The organism is Candidatus Binatia bacterium (genome assembly GCA_029243485.1).
GTDB lineage: Bacteria > Desulfobacterota > Binatia > UBA12015 > UBA12015 > VGTG01.
Window position 1 is genome coordinate 24,355 of record JAQWRY010000037.1, and the last position, 16,491, is coordinate 40,845.

17 protein-coding genes, 1 tRNA gene and 1 pseudogene are annotated in these 16,491 nt (G+C 66.1%); 11 read left to right on the plus strand and 8 right to left on the minus strand.

From position 1 onward, the window contains the following. Positions 1-8 precede the first annotated feature (8 nt). Both P8R42_11925 and P8R42_11930 read left to right on the plus strand, forming a co-directional pair. Positions 9-1,124 carry a sugar phosphate nucleotidyltransferase gene (locus P8R42_11925; protein ID MDG2305335.1) on the plus strand — a complete coding sequence of 372 codons (1,116 nt, stop codon included), beginning with the start codon at positions 9-11 and terminating at the stop codon, positions 1,122-1,124. A gap of 101 nt (positions 1,125-1,225) precedes the next feature. Then, positions 1,226-2,497 (plus strand): CHAD domain-containing protein, encoded by a 1,272-nt coding sequence (locus P8R42_11930; GenBank protein ID MDG2305336.1) that lies wholly within the window; start codon positions 1,226-1,228, stop codon positions 2,495-2,497. Positions 2,498-2,505: 8 nt separating this feature from the next. On the opposite strand, the gene P8R42_11935 is transcribed toward P8R42_11930, so the two are convergent. After that, a complete protein-coding gene (locus tag P8R42_11935) occupies positions 2,506-3,114 on the minus strand; it encodes an HAD family phosphatase (protein ID MDG2305337.1) in 609 nt (202 codons plus the stop codon). 87 nt (positions 3,115-3,201) lie between these two features. Between P8R42_11935 and P8R42_11940 the strand changes: the two genes are divergently transcribed. From P8R42_11940 to P8R42_11955, 4 genes are all read left to right on the plus strand, one after another. Then, the gene (locus P8R42_11940; protein MDG2305338.1) at positions 3,202-3,654 is read left to right on the plus strand and encodes a cytochrome c; all 453 of its coding nucleotides are present in this window, start codon (positions 3,202-3,204) and stop codon (positions 3,652-3,654) included. 2 nt (positions 3,655-3,656) lie between these two features. Then, positions 3,657-4,196, plus strand: coding sequence for a nuclear transport factor 2 family protein (locus P8R42_11945; GenBank protein ID MDG2305339.1), 540 nt, complete (start codon positions 3,657-3,659; stop codon positions 4,194-4,196). A gap of 22 nt (positions 4,197-4,218) precedes the next feature. Beyond that, positions 4,219-5,658 carry an amidohydrolase family protein gene (locus tag P8R42_11950; GenBank protein MDG2305340.1) on the plus strand — a complete coding sequence of 480 codons (1,440 nt, stop codon included), beginning with the start codon at positions 4,219-4,221 and terminating at the stop codon, positions 5,656-5,658. A 135-nt stretch (positions 5,659-5,793) separates the two neighbouring features. Continuing rightward, positions 5,794-5,866 (plus strand) — tRNA-Thr (locus tag P8R42_11955). A 557-nt stretch (positions 5,867-6,423) separates the two neighbouring features. On the opposite strand, the gene lnt is transcribed toward P8R42_11955, so the two are convergent. The 4 genes from lnt to P8R42_11975 form a co-directional block, all read right to left on the minus strand. After that, a complete protein-coding gene (gene lnt, locus P8R42_11960; GenBank protein ID MDG2305341.1) occupies positions 6,424-7,938 on the minus strand; it encodes an apolipoprotein N-acyltransferase in 1,515 nt (504 codons plus the stop codon). Continuing rightward, a complete protein-coding gene (locus P8R42_11965; GenBank protein MDG2305342.1) occupies positions 7,939-9,093 on the minus strand; it encodes a response regulator in 1,155 nt (384 codons plus the stop codon). It lies immediately after the preceding gene. Between the two features lie 33 nt (positions 9,094-9,126). Then, a complete protein-coding gene (locus P8R42_11970; GenBank protein MDG2305343.1) occupies positions 9,127-9,249 on the minus strand; it encodes a hypothetical protein in 123 nt (40 codons plus the stop codon). A 71-nt stretch (positions 9,250-9,320) separates the two neighbouring features. Then, positions 9,321-9,464, minus strand: coding sequence for an ATP-binding protein (locus P8R42_11975; protein ID MDG2305344.1), 144 nt, complete (start codon positions 9,462-9,464; stop codon positions 9,321-9,323). A 172-nt stretch (positions 9,465-9,636) separates the two neighbouring features. On the opposite strand from P8R42_11975, the pseudogene P8R42_11980 reads away from it, so the two are divergent. Then, a pseudogene (locus tag P8R42_11980) lies at positions 9,637-10,067 on the plus strand (IS3 family transposase). Between the two features lie 8 nt (positions 10,068-10,075). On the opposite strand, the gene P8R42_11985 reads toward P8R42_11980, so the two are convergent. Beyond that, entirely contained in the window at positions 10,076-11,737 is a 1,662-nt protein-coding gene (locus tag P8R42_11985; GenBank protein MDG2305345.1) for a glycosyltransferase family 39 protein, read from the minus strand. 470 nt (positions 11,738-12,207) lie between these two features. Here P8R42_11985 and P8R42_11990 point away from each other — a divergent pair, with 470 nt between their 5' ends. Continuing rightward, the gene (locus P8R42_11990; protein MDG2305346.1) at positions 12,208-12,432 is read left to right on the plus strand and encodes a hypothetical protein; all 225 of its coding nucleotides are present in this window, start codon (positions 12,208-12,210) and stop codon (positions 12,430-12,432) included. Positions 12,433-12,534: 102 nt separating this feature from the next. Here the strand turns inward: P8R42_11990 and smpB are convergent, their stop codons facing one another. Beyond that, positions 12,535-13,008, minus strand: coding sequence for an SsrA-binding protein SmpB (gene smpB, locus P8R42_11995; protein MDG2305347.1), 474 nt, complete (start codon positions 13,006-13,008; stop codon positions 12,535-12,537). A 106-nt stretch (positions 13,009-13,114) separates the two neighbouring features. Here smpB and P8R42_12000 point away from each other — a divergent pair, with 106 nt between their 5' ends. Beyond that, on the plus strand, positions 13,115-13,450 hold the full coding sequence (locus P8R42_12000; protein ID MDG2305348.1) for a hypothetical protein: 336 nt from the start codon (positions 13,115-13,117) through the stop codon (positions 13,448-13,450). A gap of 9 nt (positions 13,451-13,459) precedes the next feature. Further along, positions 13,460-14,704, plus strand: a complete 1,245-nt coding sequence (locus P8R42_12005) for a sulfotransferase (GenBank protein MDG2305349.1) — start codon at positions 13,460-13,462, stop codon at positions 14,702-14,704. Positions 14,705-14,735: 31 nt separating this feature from the next. On the opposite strand, the gene P8R42_12010 is transcribed toward P8R42_12005, so the two are convergent. Then, positions 14,736-15,653 (minus strand): SDR family oxidoreductase, encoded by a 918-nt coding sequence (locus P8R42_12010; GenBank protein ID MDG2305350.1) that lies wholly within the window; start codon positions 15,651-15,653, stop codon positions 14,736-14,738. Between the two features lie 96 nt (positions 15,654-15,749). On the opposite strand from P8R42_12010, the gene P8R42_12015 reads away from it, so the two are divergent. Beyond that, positions 15,750-16,343, plus strand: coding sequence for a hypothetical protein (locus tag P8R42_12015; GenBank protein MDG2305351.1), 594 nt, complete (start codon positions 15,750-15,752; stop codon positions 16,341-16,343). The last annotated feature ends 148 nt before the right edge of the window (positions 16,344-16,491 follow it).

A 16,491-nucleotide genomic window follows, 5' to 3' on the forward strand; every position in this document is an offset into this window, starting at 1 on the left:
AAAGGGGCATGCAACGTTTTGCGGTGGTCATGGCCGGCGGCTCCGGCGAACGGTTCTGGCCGGCCAGTCGGCGGGCGCGGCCCAAGCAGCTCCTGCGCCTCACCGACCCGGATCGCTCCATGCTCGAAGAGGCGATCGACCGGATCGCACCACTGATCCCCCGGGAAAACGTCCTCATCGCAACCAGCGAGCTCCTACAGGGCCCGATCCGGGACGGAATCCCGAATCTCCCTCCCGAAAACGTGATCGGCGAGCCGGCGAAGCGAAATACCGCGGCGTGCCTCGCGCTTGCGGCGGCGCATCTCGAGCAGCGCTTCGGCGACCCGCGCGAGCTTTCCATGGCGGTGCTGACGGCGGACCATCTCATCGGCAATCCCGACGAGTTCCGGTCGACGGTGTCTGCCGCACTCGACTTCTCGACCGCGAACGACGCGCTCGTGACGATCGGCGTGCATCCCACCCGCCCCGACACCGGGTACGGCTACATCGAAGTCGAGGAAGCCGTCGCGGAAGCCGAGCTCCGCAGCGGCGCTCGTCCGGCGATCCGACCGGTCCTGCACTTCCGCGAAAAGCCCGACAGGCCGACGGCCGAAGAGTACGCCTCCTCCGGACGACATCTCTGGAACGCCGGCATGTTCTTCTGGCGGGTCTCCACGTTCCTCGACGGTCTTGCCACCTCGATGCCCGCGCTGCGAACCGCCACCACCGGGATCGTCGACGCTCTCGGCGAAGGCGACGCGGGCGCACCGCGCGTCGCGGAACTTTTCGGCGCCCTCGAGGACATCTCTGTCGATTACGGCCTCATGGAACGCGCGAACAACGTTTACGTGATCCCCGCCACATTTCCCTGGGACGACGTCGGGTCGTGGGACTCCCTCACGCGCACGCGAGAGACCGACGCCGACGGAAACATCACGACCGGTGAGCCCGTCCTAATCGATTCCAAGAATTGTGTGGTCTACGACGAAACCGGAAGCGGCACCGCCGTTGCCGTCGTCGGCCTGAGCGACGTCATCGTCGCCACAACGCCCGACGGAATCCTGATTTGCCGCAAGGACAATGCGCAGGACGTGAAAAAGGCCGTGGCGGAGCTCCGGCGGCGGGGGCGCGAGGGCTTGACCTGATTCACAACTCCGGCCGACCGCGAACCCTTGCGGGAGAACGGTGGAACGGCCGCTCGGGGGCCTCTTTTGGCCTCGCCGGATCCGCAGGCTAGGCTGAACCCATGGGCAGTCCGCGGTCGGTAAAGCAGGTAGCAGGGACGATCCGACTGCGCGCAGCCGAGGTCTTCGAGAAGCAGCGCGAGAAGATGCGCCGCAACCTCGGAACCGCGATCGACGGCCGAGACCCCGAAGGAGTCCACGACATGCGCGTGGCCTCGCGTCGTCTGCGCGCGGCGCTCGCCCTGTTCGCGCCTTGGCTCGAGAAGCGCGAAGTCCAACGGACCGGCAAGCTGTTGCGACGGCTCACTCGCGCACTCGGCAGCGTACGCGAGCTCGATGTTCTGCGGATGCGCTTCGAGGATCTGGCCTCGAAGGCGAGTCCCGAGCGGAAGCTCGCAATCGAGATCATCGACAGTCGCATCGCGCGAGCACGCGTTCGTGCGCGAGGCCGAATGATCAAGTCGTTCGCCTCCATCGACCTGGACGAGGTGGATACACGCCTGCGTTCGCTCGCGGGCGCCCCGCCGGCTTGGGCCATCGAAGGCGCCGAGGAGAGCGGGCTGGACGCGGGCATCCCCTGGGATCCTCCGAGCCTCGACACGACTCCCGACGAGCCCATCGAGACCCTGATGCAGCGACTTGGCCCGCAGGTAAGCGACGCGGCGCGACGCATCGTGGAAACAAAAGTGCCCGGAGAGAGCGGCAGTCGAGAGGCCTCGAAGGCTCTCCACGAGATTCGCATCTACGCGAAGAAGCTTCGCTACCAACTCGAGATCATCGCACCCCATAGCGGTGCCGCAGCGGCCCATCTCGTCGACACGCTCAAGGGGCTGCAGGAACACCTGGGCGAGTTCCACGACGACTCCGTCCTCGACGAGATCCTCGCAGACAACATCTCGCGACAAGCGGCCCGCGCTCGCCCTCTGCTCGTCCACGAACTACGCCGGCTTCGAACGGCGCGACGCGCCGCGCTCCGTCGTGACGAACGCGAGTGTCGGAGCTCGCTCGACACCCTGCGCCTCGGCGGCTTCGCCCGTGCAGTCGCGGAGCTGTTCGTGCCGATCGAAGTGCCGGCCGTCGCAACCGCCCCCGAAGTGGCGACGCCTGGTCTCACTCCCACCGCGGCTCCCGCTGCCCCACCCGCGGACGCTCCTGCCCCGAGGGCCGCAGCCAAACCGCTCCCCGTCGACTCGAAGCGACGCAGCGCCCCGGCCGCGGGATACGCCGGCGAGCCGGGCCTCGAAGGCCTCGCGCAGGCACGACCCGACACCTCGGCTCCGGCCCGGGCGGCGGGCGCGGCGCCCAACGGCGCCGGACTCCCCGCGAAGAACTGAGGCTCCGCTCAGCCCAGGAGGCCGTACTCGCCGAGCACCCCTCGCACGGCATCTGGCCCCTTCACCACACGGGCGTGTAGACCCGCAGCGACCGCCCCATCCACGTTGATCTGGTTGTCGTCGAGGAAGAGGACGCGGTCGGGCACACAACCGAGCTTCGACACCACCAGGTCGAAGACTTCGCGATCCGGCTTGAGAGCACCAAGCTCGTGAGACGAGAAGCACTCGTCGAAGGCGTCGTGGAGCCTCATCTCGTGCAGGAATCGGGGCCAGTGCAGCTCGTTGCAGTTGCTGAGGCAGCCCACGCGGACCCGGCTTCGGGCCTCGGCGATCATCTCTCGAACCCCGGGATAGACCCCCTTGGGCCAGCTCGTGAACTCCCGAACGAACTCGTCGGGACCGATCGCGAGTCCGAACTCCGCGACGATCTCGCGGGCGAACTCGGCCGCTCCCGCCCGGCCGCTTTCGAACCTCCGCACGGCCGTGGACCGCAGCCAGCGCTCCCAAACCTCGGCCTCGTCGCCGGCTCCCGTCCAGCTTTGCCAGATGGGGACACCGGAAAGCTCGATCACCACTCCGCCAAGGTCGAACAGAACAACTTCGTATGGATTTGCCATGGGCTTGCTAGCGCATCTCGGATTCTGGTGTAGAAACCCTATCAGGAGCAGCGGCCTGCCGCTGCGGACCATCGAATAGGAGAATCCATGAACCTAGCGCGCTCGCTCATCGCTGTCCTCGTCGCCGGATCGATCGGGTCGACCGCTTCCCTCGCCGCTGCGGAGGAAGCCCTCTCCCCAACGGCCGAGGCCGGCCGCCAGGAGTTCAACATCTACTGCGTCCCCTGCCACGGTGAGAGCGCCACCGGGAACGGCGTCGCCGCGGCCGCTCTGAAGGACCCTCCCGCCGATCTCACCATGATCGCCGCGCGCAACGGCGGCACGTTCGATTCCGCGAAGGTCGCCGAGATCATCGACGGCCGCGAACAGATGCCGGCGCACGGCTCGCGCGAAATGCCGATCTGGGGCGACCACCTCGACGACGACGCGGACGAAGCAGGCGACAGGGAGTCACTGGTCCAAGGGCGTGTCGCACTACTCGTCGCGTACCTCGAGACGATCCAGGCGAAGGCACCCGCCAAGAAGAAGGAAGGCTCCTGAGAATGAGCTTTCCGCGCGAGGAAATCGCCGCCGCAGCGAACCGCTTTGCGAATGCCAACGTGAAGGCGGAAGAGGAGCGCAACTGGGCACCCCTCGCCGACTTCTATACGGACGACGCGGTCTACTCGTATGTCGGTCTCACCTCGGGCGGCGCCGTCGCTGCGCACGGCAAGGCAGAGATCCGCAAGATCGTCATGGGCCGCGACATGGAGGACTACGCGGGTTGGACGTTCCCGTTCCAGTGGATCGCGATCGACGGCGCGCGAGTCATCACGCGCTGGTCGAACCGAGCGCCGGAGCGACGCGACGACGGCTCGGTGATCGAGTGTCCGGGCATGTCCGTTCTCGAGTACGCAGGCGACGGCAAGTTCAAGAGCCAGTTCGACCTATACGATCGCCTCTCGGTGAAGGCGGTGATCGACGAGGCCATCGCGACGCGCGGTGGTGGTGCGGCGCCAGTCGCCGAGAAGAAAAAAAACAAGAAGTCGAAGAACAAGAAGAACAAGAACAAGAAGAAGTCCGGCAAGGGCAAGAAGAATTGAGCCGCCTGCCCGGAGCCGCGGTATGACCACGGCGAGCGGCGTCGCAGCGATCAAACGCCAACTCGACCACCCCGTCATCGACTCGGACGGGCACTACATCGAGTTTCTGCCCGAAGTGAAGGAACGCCTCCGCTCGATCGCGGGGAACGAAGCCGTCGAGGGCTTCGAGCAGATCATCTACGCGTCCCGCCTGTCCGAATCGCTCGATGCGGCGCAGCGACGCCAACTCGCACTCACCCGCATTCCGTTCTGGGCCCTACCCGCGCGGCAAACCGTCGACCGCGCCACGTCGATGATGCCCAAGCTCCTGCACGAGCGCCTCGACGAGTTCGGACTCGACTTCGCGGTGCTCTATCCGACCTACGGCCTCGTCGGAGTTCATCTCGTGGTCGCCGAACAACGCCAGGCGCTGTGCCGGGCCTTCAACGAGTGGGCGGCGGACGCCTTCGCTCCGCACGGAGACCGGCTGACGCCGGTGGCATCGATCCCGATGCATTCGCCCGAAGAAGCAATCGCCGAACTCGATCACGCGGTCGGCACGTTGGGCATGCGGGCCGTTATGATGGCCGGCTTCGCGATGCGCCCCTTCGAGGGTGAGAACCTGCCGCGGGGTGCGACGTGGCTCGATACGTTCGGGCTCGACTCGCCGTACGACTACGACCCGGTGTGGAAACGCTGCGAGGAACTCGGAATCTCCCCGACGTTCCACTCGACGGGCATGGGCTGGGGCACGCGCGTCTCGACCACGAACTACGTCGCGAACCACGTGGGTAGCTTCGCCGCCGCGCAAGATGGGATCTGCCGCGCGCTGTTCATGGGCGGGGTGCCGTGGCGATTCCCGAAGCTCCGGTTCGCGTTCCTCGAGGGCGGCGTGAACTGGGCGCGCGGTCTGTACTCCGACCTCATCGGACACTGGAGCAAGCGCAACAAGAAGTTCCTGCCCCACTACGACCCGGCGAATCTCGACCGCGGCGAGTTCGAGAAGCTGCTCGACCAGTACGGCAGCGAGTCGATGCGCGCCCACCGCGGCCGACTGGACGAAGCGCTGTGCTTCCTCTCGGACCCGGAGACGAGCCCGGAGACCACCGACGACTTCGCGCGCTGCGCGGTCGAGCGCGCCGAGGACATTCGCGACGTGTTCGTCCATCGCTTCCACTTCGGGTGTGAAGCCGACGACCCCATGAACGCGGGTGCGTTCGACACCCGACTCAACCCCCTCGGTGCTCGGATGAAGGCCTTCTTCAGCTCCGATATCGGCCACTGGGATGTACCCGACATGAGCGGCGTCCTCGGCGAAGCATACGAGATGGTGGAGCACGGATTCTTCGACATCGAAGACTTCCGCGACTTCGTGTTCTCGAATCCGGTGTCGCTGTGGTGCGGGACGAACCCCGACTTCTTCCGGGGGACACGGGTGGAGAGTGCCGTCGAGCATGAACTCGCGCGCAGCGGGCCCGACTAGGACTCGCCGCGGCCCAGCACCTGCCCCAAGCTCCGACGACCGTCGAATCCCGGTTTTCCGTTGGATTTCCGAGGCCCCCGTCCCGAGATCCAGTTGCCGGCGTCGGGGCCATCCGGTACGGAAATCGAGTCCCTTGCCACCCTAGCTCAGTTGGTAGAGCAACTGATTCGTAATCAGTAGGTCACCGGTTCAATTCCGGTGGGTGGCTCTTTGGAAGTCAAGTATTATCAATGACTTCCGGGACCGGACGAAGGCGGCGATCAACGTCCTGACCAGTCTTGTGTGACAGGGGTGTGCCAACTTTCTGCATCCTCTTCTGCACCCCGTGAATCACCGTGGTCGAGCGATGAGCACGGTAGGATTCAGCGGCCCGTGACGGCGTTCCGAGACCTTCGGTGAGCCGCGCTTATCGCCGTCGTCGTCGATGGGCAGCCAGGACTCCCGCTGCCAGATGTGAGTTCCCTCCACCGCGGGACAACCCAGTTGCACTCAAACTGCTCCGGGATCACCCCGGACCCACTGAGTCGACGCGGCGTCCCGAGAAACAATCAGCCACGGGCGATGAATCGCATCGCTTCACGAGCGCGTAGCAAGTCGTAAAGGACAGCCGGCCGATCCGGGGAGGCATCTGGAATTGCAGCCAGGTCTGCTCATCGCCCACGACCGGCACGGATCGCGCTCTGCTCGGCACGCTGCGCCGCCGCGCCAACCGAAAAGCACCAAAAGACGGATCTCGAGCCCACGCAGGGTGAACCGTCGTTGTCGCTACCGTCGAACGGCCGCCGACGTCGCCGGTCCTCGTCGGATCGCCCGCAGCGAGCCCAGTCCGGCCAGAACCAGGGCCAACACGGCAAGCACGTCGCCGTGCTGGTTGTAGAACGTCCGGCCGGTCCGCGCCTCCACGACACCGAAGAGCGTGTCCTGCGCACCGTACTCGCTGCTCACGAGGACGCGCCCGTCGGGCCCGATCAGCGCAGATTTTCCGGACCCCGTCGCTCGCAACAGATACCGCCGGTTCTCAATCGCGCGTAGCGCGGTGCTGCGGAGCTGCATCCGAGCCGCCGCTCGTGTCCCGAGCCAACTGTCGTTGGACAGGTTGGCCAGCACGGTGGCTCCGTTCGCCGTCACGCGGCGGGCCATCCCCGGCCGGAGTCCCTCCGAGCACAGGAAGATACCGACGGGGATGTCACTCGTCGCGATCGGGGAGGCCTTTCGTCCGGGGGTGAACTGGGTGCGATCGGACGTCACCCACGCCGGCAACGGGCTTCGCTCTGCGAACGGCAGGAGCTCGTTCTTGTCATATCGTCCCGCGAGCTTTCCGTCGTGGAGAAGGAACGCGGAGTTCTGCAGGATCAGCGGAGACAGCCCGCGGTGGTACGGAGCGCCGAAGAGGAGGTCCGGTCCTCCGTTCGCCGTCACGTCGAAGAGTCGGGCCCGCTCCTCGGAGCGAGGCCGCAGGTTGAACGCGATCGCGTACTCCGGCCACACGACGAGGTCGGGTTCGAAGAGCTCGGTCTCCTCGGTGAGATCGAGGTAGTGATCGAGGTCTTCCCCGGCGCCCTCGGGTTGCCAGCGGGCCTCGTGCGGGATGCCGCCCTGCACGATCGCGACGCGGAGCCCGTCCTCGGATACAGGCTCGGCCGGCCGCACGACCCCACCGTACGCGAGCGCGGCGATCACTGTCAGTCCGATGCCTACGTTCCAGGCGCCTCTCCGATGGGGTAGGAGCGACGGCGAGAACCAGGACGCGATTGCGAATGCAGAGGCCGTGAGCACCATCCCCGGGAGGTACGCTCCGCCGATGTCAGCGGATTGCAGCACGACGGAGCCCGGTGTCTGCGTGTGCGCCGCGAGTGCCCAGCCGAAGATCGAGCCGGCGCTCGTCCGGGCCCACTCCACCGTACCGAGACCCGCGGCGGCGAGCAGGGGGTTGGCGGCACCGCGTCCGGCGAGCCAGGAAATCCAGGCCGCGTAGCACCCGTACAGCGGCCCGAACGCGATCGTGAGTCCGAGGAACGCGGCCGCCCCGACGGCCCAGGGGACGTCGAAGTACGTCGAGATGAGATGCGGCATCGCGCTCGCGAACCCGAACGAGCCCACGAGGAACCACAGCATCCCGAGTCCGAACGCCCGGCCCGGTCGCACCGCCGCCACGGCCACGAACAGCGGCGCGAACGCGACCCACCCGAGGGCGTCCACGCCGAGCGGGGGAAGAGCGATTGCGTACAACGCGCCGGAGAGCGCCGCGAGGAGGGACGGGGCCGTCCGCCTCCGGTCCATCTACTCCATCATCCCGAGAGGCCGTTTTTCTTCAGGAGGCCCTGGTACGTGATCCCGAGCTCGCGCGCAGCGCGCGCCTTCTTCCCCTCGTTCCGGTCGAGGGTGGCTTGGATCTCTTTGCGCTCGAACGCATCTGTCCGGTCGCGCAGACCGCCCCCGTCTTCCTCGCCTCCGGTCGGCGGGGAGGTCGTCGTCGACGCGAGCGCCGGATCGTTCAGGAAGAACTCGGAGAGCGATGCGGCGGAGATCGGCCCTCCAGGATCCGACAGAAGGACCGCGCTCCATCTCATTCTCGAGCTCTCGCACATTGCCCGGGTACGGGTAGTTCGTGAGAACCTTCATGGCCTCCGGCTCGATACCAGCGACCCGCTTGCCGAGGCGTGCGGCGTGCTTCTCGATGAAGTGGTCTACGAGGTCCGGAATGTCCTCCGAGCGCTCGCGCAGAGGCGGAACCCGGACCGGGACGACGCGCAGTCGGCAGTAGAGGTCTTCGCGGAAGCGGCCTTCGGCGACCTCGGTCTCGAGGTTCCGGCTCGTCGAGGCAACGACGCGCGTGTCGATCTTGCGCGGGCGCGTCTCTCCCACCGGCGTGATCTCGTTCTCCTGCAGGACGCCTAGAAGCTTGGCCATCGGTTCGCCGCTGCTGACGAGGCCGCATGGGTGATCGCGCGTTCCGCGATCGCGCCGGTACGCGTTCTCGCCGGAGAGTCGCTCGTTTGCCTGCGCGAGTTCGGCGACGAGCCGCGCGCTTTCGTGCTCCAGGCCGAACGTCTCGATCGCACGTCGGAGTGTGATCTGGAGCTCCTTCGGATCCCAAGGCTTGGTGATGTAGCGGTAGATCCGGCTCGAATTGATCGCTTCGACGAGCGTGTCGATGTCGGTGTAGCCCGTGAGAATGATGCGGACGAGATCGGGCCGCGCGTCCATCGTCTTCTGCAGGAACTCGAGACCGTTCATGTCGGGCATCCGTTGGTCCGCAACGACGACCGCGGTCGGTTCCTTCTCGAGGATCTCGAGGCCCGCCGCTCCGCCCGCGGCGCAGTACACCGTGAACTCGCGACGGAAGGCGAGCCGGAACGACGCGAGGATGTCCGGCTCGTCGCCCACGACGAGGGTCGGGAATTTCCGGTAGTCCAACTCGGAACTCGAGCCCATACGAAGTGAGTTGTCGCCTTTGCCGGACTCTTGTCAAACGGCCTCGGCGGGCGGGGTGTCGCCTTTCGCCAGGAGGATCACCCCAAGGGTCGTTCCGCGGCCCGGCTTACTGTCGACCTCGATCCGGCCGTCGTGCGCGGTGATGATCTCGTGCACGGTAGCGAGCCCGCGTCCGAGCCCGCGCCGATGTCTTTCGTGGTGTAGAACGGCTCGAAGATTCGCTCGGCTTACTCGGGCGGCATCCCGCGCCCGTCATCGCGGACCTCGATGCGGACCTCGCCGTTCGCGGACTTCGCGGTGACCCAGATGTTCCCTTTTTCCTCGATCGCGTCACAGGCGTTCGCGAGGAGGTTCATGAAGACCTGATTCATCTGCCCGGCATCTCACTCGACCAACGCAAGCTCCCCGTAGTCGCGATGAATCGTGATCCGCTCGCGCCAGCGCGTTTCGAAGAGAGCATTGCGGCTCCTGGGCGACACGAAGCGCGAGGCGAGCGTCCCCGAGGTGAAGGGCCTGCGCGACGAGAACGACCGCTTGACGCGCGCTCTGGCCGATCCTGAGAAGTCGCCCAGGGAGCTGGCGTGGCAGGAGACGGACCGGACGGGCCATTTCATCTCGGAATCCAGCGTGTACCGCATCCTGAAGGCGCACGACCTGATCACGAGCCCGGCCTACGTCTTGATCCGCGCTGGGGGTTGCTTCCAGCATCCAACGAGGCGACCGAATGAGCTTTGGCAGACGGACTTCACGTATCTGCGCGTCGTGAGCTGGGGCTGGTACTACCTCTCGACCTTGCGCGAGCGAGGGCGAAGGCGGGAGTCGACGAGGTGCGGGGCGTGCACCGACCTCGACTGCGGAGCGACAACGGCCCCTGCTACGTCTCGGGCGATCTGACGACCTACCTCGGTCGCCACGGGATGCAACACACGCCAGGAGCGCCGTACCATCCGCAGACGCAGGGAAAGATCGAGCGCGACCGCCGCTACGACCGAGGCTCGGAAGCGGGGGCCGGCCCCTTCCGCTCTTTGCGAGGCTGACGACGTGCGAAGAGTTCGAAACCGATCTCTCCCTGCGTGAAGGAACTGCTGAGCAAAGGGTCCAGACTCGTGTACAGGCCGCTCGAGAAGAAGTCCGACCGATACGTCCCGACGAGATCGTACCCCGCACGGCCCGAACGCAGTCCGTCTAGATCCTCCTCGAAGCGGGCGAGCCCGCGCGAGTACACCGAGTTCGAAACGATGTCCGGCAACACGAAGTAATCCGGATCCGACGAGAGCCAGTCGCCGGGCTCTCGCAACTCGAGCGGCAACTCGAAGAAGGCGAAGGGAACCTGCAGCCCGATCCATGCAGCGTAGTAAGACGGCGTCGCGATCGTCGCCCCCTCGACCCGCGCCTCCGAACGCTGAACCGCGTCCGCCACCTGCCACTGTTGGTCGACCGAGAACCTCGACACCTGAGAGAACGAGACGGCCGCCGAGTACACCAACGCAATGCTCACGAGTCCGGCCGCAAGCCGTTTCGCCGGAATATCCGCCAGGAACATCGCCGCGAACAACACGAAGAGCGGCACGAACGGAAGCAGGTATCGAACCTCGAAGCTGTTCGAGAGCCCCGCGCTCAGGAGGTAGACGGAAACGGTCACCAGCAGCAGCTGGTCCGCCACGGTCCGCCGCCGAACCGCCCAGACGACACCACCCAGCCCGAGCAGATAGATCGCCCAGCCGCACGCGTACGGAAACGCGACGGCGAGTTGATACACGTACGGATGCCCCAGTCTGCCAAGCCCCGGAGCGAGATTCTTCTGCCACCAGAGCACGTTCTCCCAAGACGTAATCTCTCCGTAGAACGCGAGGATCTCCGCGACGTAATCCGCGTGCCACACACACAGCGGACACGAGACGAGGACGCCGACACAGAGGCCAAGGAGACTCCACGCAGTGAGCAAAACGAACGTCGCGACACTTCGCCTCTCGAACGCGACGCGGGAAATCGCCCACGCAACGGCGACGGCAGCGAGCAAGCCGGAGTACTTCGTACCGAACGCGAGACCCGCCAGGGCCCCGGCGCCGAATGAGATTCGAGCCTCGCCCCGGATCGCGAGCTCGTAGGATGCCCACACGATCGCGGTCATCCAGAAGACCACGAGTGGATCCGTCGAGATGTAGTGCGCCTGCATCACCGACAACGGCGCGACCGCCATCAGCCCGGCGGCGAAGAGGCCCGCGCGCACCGAGTGGAGTCGGGTCGCGAAGAGACCGACGAGGCCAACCACCAGGACCGAGAACGACGCGGCGACCACTCTGCCGACGAGGAGCCCCGACTTCTGCACCTCCCACGGAGAGGGGATCCAGCCCATGAGCGTCGAGAACCAGGTCGAGAGACCCAGCGCGTACCCCATCCCTGTAGGATAGAGGTATGCCGATGCGCGGTCGGGCCGAGCAAACGAGTTCAGACGGAGAGGAACGAAGTCGCCGGTGTACCGCCGCCAGAGCTGCAGCTCATCGGAGAAGGCCATGCCCTCGTCGATGCCCCAGTGGAGCCGCCAGAACCGGGCCGCGCCGGCAACCGCGAGAATCCCGGCGCAGGCGAGCCCGAGGGAGATCCAGCCGAACGGGAGGGTCGGGTCACGCTCCTCGGCCGTCATGGCGCTCGCATTCCGGATTTCGTCCCACGCATCAGAGTTTACGGGCCGCGGAGGGCCGTAATCCGCTCGAATCCATAGGCGGACTGCCAGACGCACGCAACCGACGGGCGGAAGAGCACCCGGCGAGCCGGCACGCCGGCCTGCAGCCCAAATAGTCCCGCGCAGCGGGAGACCGCCCCCGTAGCTCCACGCAGATCGACCGGCAGCCGCCCCGGGCTTTACCGTACTGCCCGTTCGCTGCCGGGATAGCCCTATGAATCATTGGGATAGTCCGGCCAACCTGAGGAGCCCGCCCAGGAGACCTCGCCCGGTCCTGTCCGTCCCAGCTCTCGCCCTCGTCGTCCCCTTCGGCGGTCGATGTCCCCGTCCCCGGCCGCTCCGGTCGTGTCCGCTGTGACAAGAACACCGGCGACCTGAAAGTCAGCGAGTCCAGGTCGAAGGCGCTCTCCGGCGCGACCTTCCTGATGCCGATGGCCGGTGGACCGGACGATCCCCGAATCGTCGGCTTGATTCGCTACTGCAACCAGTTCGACCCGCCGTACCAGAAGGACGGCGCCGTCGATGCGATCTGGGAGGCCAAGGTCAAAGGGTCGGAAGCGACCGCACCGGCCGTCTGCCCCGAGCCCCGACCGCCGCTACCGTACAGCTCGGCTTCCGCCGCCTTCGTGACGACGACCTCGAGCTTGCGGCGCTGAGTCGCGCCGCCTGAGAACTCTCCGCTTCCTCGGCGGACGAAGACGCGAACGGATCGCAAGGTTCGGGCGCATTTTCGTTTGCGGAGCCGGCGCCTGGCGAAGTCAACGTCCGCGGTTCGCAGATTTCATCGCGCGATCGATCTCGCGCTTGCTCTCCGCTTTCTTGATGTCGTCGCGCTTGTCGTGGTGCTCTTTGCCCTTGGCCAGGCCGAGCTCGATCTTCACTCTACCACCCTTGAAGTACAGCCGGGTGGGCACGACCGTGAAGCCCTTCTCGCGGATCTTGCCGGCCAGCCGGTCGATCTCCCGCCTGTGCATCAGGAGCTTTCGGGGCCGATCCGGGTCGGGGGCCTCCTTGCCGGCATGACCGTAAGGGGAGATGTGGACGCCGACGAGAACCATCTCGCCGCGGCGCGAGATCCGCGCGTAGGAATCGCGGAGATTGACCTTCCCCTCCCGCAGAGACTTCACCTCGGCACCCAGCAGCGACAGGCCCGCCTCGAACTTCTCCTCGATGAAGTAGTCGTGGCGCGCCTTTCGATTGACGCTAATGTTCTTTTCGCCCGCCTCGGCCATCGCGGGACCAGAGGTAGCAGACGACCGGAGACCCGGATAGCGGCTCCCCTCCAGGCGTTTTCCGACGGGCGTACAAACGCTAAGGGTAAGGACTGTGAGTCTCCTCGTGACAGCCACTCTAGCCAGTGCCCTCGCCGCCGTGTTCGGCGGCATCCTGCTGGTCCGCCGGGCCGATGCCCGCAGCGCCTCGCCCGCGGGGGCCGCGGACCCGGCCCCCGCCGATCCGACCACTCCCCTCGGACGACTCAAGGGGGTGATTCAATCCGGCGACTGGGGAGCCGCCCTTCCGTCCCTCCTCGCCCTCGGCGGCATCCTCGGTGTCATGCTCTTCGGCGCACTGGCTCTGATCTTCGCACTCGACCAGGCGCGCAGCGGCTGGCCGATGCTCATCCTGGCCATCCTCACGGCCGGATGGGCCCTCCGAGAGTACCTCCGGGCCTAGGACGCAACCATGCGTTGGCAGCCACCGCCGCGAGCACCGTGGGTCGACCAACTAAACGCACTCGGCGAGAACCTCGACGGTGGAGGTCGCTCCTTGGTCTCGCTCGACGCGGCCGGGCTCCTGCGCGATGCGGCGGCCGGGACCGGCCTCGACGATTTCGGCGACGATTGGTTTCGGGAACCGCTAGGCGTCCTGCTGCGCTCGTTCGAGGAGGAGGCCAAGCTCACACTCGTCGGCCGCCTCATCGCGCGCGCCGACGTTCAGCGACTTCTCTCGAACCGTCTGCGGATCGAAGACCACGTGAAGCGACACCCCGAGATCGGCGACCAGAAGATCGAGGCGCCCATCGTCGTCACCGGTCTCGGCCGCGCCGGCACGACCTTCCTTCACGAATTGCTCGCGCAGGATCCGGACAACCGTGTCCCAATGCTCTGGGAGATGATGTACTCAGTCCCGCCGCCCGAGACCGCGACGTACGAGACAGACCCGCGCATCCTCGCCTCGCACCGCGAGATCTCGCTGATGGACGAAGTCGTACCGGCCTTCCAGAGCATGCAGGAAGTCGCGGGCGACCTCCCAAACGAGTGCATCTTCCTCGTCGCCCATCAGCTCTCGACCGACAAGTTCATCGGGGAGTTCGACATTCCGAGCTACATGGGGTGGACGAGTTTCAACGACCAGCGCCCGGCGTACGAGTACCACCAGAAAATCCTCCGCCTTCTCCAATCCCGACACCGGGGCACGCGGTGGGCGCTGAAGGCACCGAGCCACCTCCACCTGCTTCCCACCCTGTTCGCCACCTACCCCGACGCCCGCGTCGTCATTCCCCACCGAGACCCGCTCCGCGTCCTCGGCTCGCTCTCGAACTTGATGGCGTCCCTGCGCTGGATGCGAAGCAACGAGGTCGACTACGATGGCATCGTCGCGGCCATGAACTTCGGCGCGCAGTACCAGATGGACAACCTCTCGCAGCAGCGCGACGACGGCACGGTCCCGACAGATCAAATCCTCGACATCCGCTACGTGGACCTGGTCGCCGACCCCATCGCGACCATGAAGCGCATCTACGCCTACTTCGAAATCACGTTCAGCACGGCGTTCGAAACCCGACTGCAGGCGAGGCTCGGGTCACGTCCCCGCGGGGACCGCGCGGCACACGAGTACACCTTCGACGATACGGGACTCGACCTCGCCAAAGAGCGCGCGAAGCACGCCGGGTATCAGGAGCGCTACGACGTTCCGTCGGAACTCTGATGCGACCCCGTCGACGGCGGTACGGTCGTCGTCAGGAACCGAGACCGGTCGCCTCGGCGCTGATCTCCCACAACCGGTCCTGTACAGATTCCTTGGCCGCGAGCTTCGGAGCGCGCGTCGGCTTGCAGTCTGCGAGGTACTCCCCGCCCGTCTCTGCGTACTCCGGTGCGGTCGCCGCGTAGACGCTCGTCGCCGCGCCGCCGCCGACCTTCTTCATCCACGGCCACATGAAGAGGCCGAGAACGATGAACGGACCGGATTGCGACCGCGCGAGTTCGGTCCGCACGATTCCTGGATGCAACGCGTTCGAGGTGATGCCCTCGGCCGCGTAGCGCCGCTGGAAGGTCCGCGTGAACATCAAGTTCATCAGCTTGGAACTTCCGTACGCCTTCCAGCCACTCCACTTCTTTCGTTCCCAGTTGAGGTCGTCGAGCTCGGTCGTGAGGCCCGACATCTGCATCGCCTCGGAGGCGACGTTGACGACCCGGGCCGAGCCGGCGGCACGCAGGGGATCGAGCAGCAGGTTCGTGAGTAGGAAGTGGCCCAGATGATTGGTCCCATAGTGCGCTTCGAAGCCATCCGAGGTCTCGCGCCGATCCGGAAGCATGACACCCGCATTGTTCAGGAGGAGATGAATCGGGCGGTTCTCGTCCTTGAGGTCGCTTGCAAATGAGCGGATGGACGCCAGAGATGCCAGGTCGAGTTCGCGCAACTCGAAGGACTCGGGCGACAGAGCACCTTCGGACTCACGCACAATCGTCTTGCGCGCCTTGGTCGCCTTACCGATATCGCGGCAGGCCATTACGACGCGGGCTCCGCGAAGCGCCAACACCCGAGCGGTCTCGAGGCCGATCCCTGCATTCGCGCCGGTGACGATCGCGGTCTTCCCAGCGAGATCGACTCCGGCCGAGACCTCTTCCGCGGTGGACTTCCGATTCGGCTTGGACATCATCCACTGCCTACCATGCCGCGACCGGCCCCCGCAGCGGTTAGGCTCGCCGTGGGACTCATGCTAACCCTCGCCGCCATGAAAGAGAAGAGAGCCATGTTCAAGAGCAAGTGTTTTATCAGCCTCGTGGGTGCGACCTGCGCCCTGACGCTCGTCGCCTGCGCGCCCAAGCGGAAAGTCGACGACACGGGCACGGTTCAAGCGGCCACCGTCGAGGAGGCGGTCGTCGAGGGGCACGCCACGGTCACCAAGGTCGACAAGAAGAACCGTAAGGTCACGGTCAAGCGAACCGACGGCCACTCGGTGACGCTCGACCTCGGCCCGGAGGTTCAGAACCTCGACCAGATCGACCCCGGCGACGACGTGAAAGTCGCCTACTACGAGTCGGTCGCCTTCGATGTGAAGGTCCCCGGCAAGGCAACGCCCGGCGTCACGATGGTCGGCGGCGCAGACGTCGCCGAGAAGGGCAAGAAGCCCGGCGCCATGGGTGCACGGATAGTGACCGTGACGTCCACGATCGAAGCGATCGGCGACGACCCGCCGTCGGTTACCTTGAAGGGCCCCGAGGGCGGCACCCGCAAGATCAAGGTCGAGAACCCCAAGTACCTGGAGAACGTCGAGGTCGGTGATCTCGTCGAGATGATGTACACCCAAGCGGTCGCGATCAGCGTCGAGGAAACGACCAAGTAAGTCGCAACGTTCAACGGCGAGAGTGCGCGGGGCGGGGCTCCCTGCTCTGCGCACTCCTCCCGATCTCCCCTGCGGGGCACGCCGGATTGATCCCCGACGTCCTGCCCGAGCGTCTGCGCGTGACGCTCGAGTAGGCCGCCGAGAACAT

What these genes read in the sequence shown, in the direction of transcription:
- P8R42_11925 (MDG2305335.1), top strand. Translation starts at nt 9, where the DNA reads ATGCAACGTTTTGCGGTGGTCATGGCCGGCGGCTCCGGCGAACGGTTC.
- P8R42_11930 (MDG2305336.1), top strand. Translation starts at nt 1,226, where the DNA reads ATGGGCAGTCCGCGGTCGGTAAAGCAGGTAGCAGGGACGATCCGACTG.
- P8R42_11935 (MDG2305337.1), bottom strand. Translation starts at nt 3,114, where the DNA reads ATGGCAAATCCATACGAAGTTGTTCTGTTCGACCTTGGCGGAGTGGTG.
- P8R42_11940 (MDG2305338.1), top strand. Translation starts at nt 3,202, where the DNA reads ATGAACCTAGCGCGCTCGCTCATCGCTGTCCTCGTCGCCGGATCGATC.
- P8R42_11945 (MDG2305339.1), top strand. Translation starts at nt 3,657, where the DNA reads ATGAGCTTTCCGCGCGAGGAAATCGCCGCCGCAGCGAACCGCTTTGCG.
- P8R42_11950 (MDG2305340.1), top strand. Translation starts at nt 4,219, where the DNA reads ATGACCACGGCGAGCGGCGTCGCAGCGATCAAACGCCAACTCGACCAC.
- lnt (MDG2305341.1), bottom strand. Translation starts at nt 7,938, where the DNA reads ATGGACCGGAGGCGGACGGCCCCGTCCCTCCTCGCGGCGCTCTCCGGC.
- P8R42_11965 (MDG2305342.1), bottom strand. Translation starts at nt 9,093, where the DNA reads ATGGGCTCGAGTTCCGAGTTGGACTACCGGAAATTCCCGACCCTCGTC.
- P8R42_11975 (MDG2305344.1), bottom strand. Translation starts at nt 9,464, where the DNA reads ATGAATCAGGTCTTCATGAACCTCCTCGCGAACGCCTGTGACGCGATC.
- P8R42_11985 (MDG2305345.1), bottom strand. Translation starts at nt 11,737, where the DNA reads ATGACGGCCGAGGAGCGTGACCCGACCCTCCCGTTCGGCTGGATCTCC.
- P8R42_11990 (MDG2305346.1), top strand. Translation starts at nt 12,208, where the DNA reads ATGGCCGGTGGACCGGACGATCCCCGAATCGTCGGCTTGATTCGCTAC.
- smpB (MDG2305347.1), bottom strand. Translation starts at nt 13,008, where the DNA reads ATGGCCGAGGCGGGCGAAAAGAACATTAGCGTCAATCGAAAGGCGCGC.
- P8R42_12005 (MDG2305349.1), top strand. Translation starts at nt 13,460, where the DNA reads ATGCGTTGGCAGCCACCGCCGCGAGCACCGTGGGTCGACCAACTAAAC.
- P8R42_12010 (MDG2305350.1), bottom strand. Translation starts at nt 15,653, where the DNA reads ATGTCCAAGCCGAATCGGAAGTCCACCGCGGAAGAGGTCTCGGCCGGA.
- P8R42_12015 (MDG2305351.1), top strand. Translation starts at nt 15,750, where the DNA reads ATGTTCAAGAGCAAGTGTTTTATCAGCCTCGTGGGTGCGACCTGCGCC.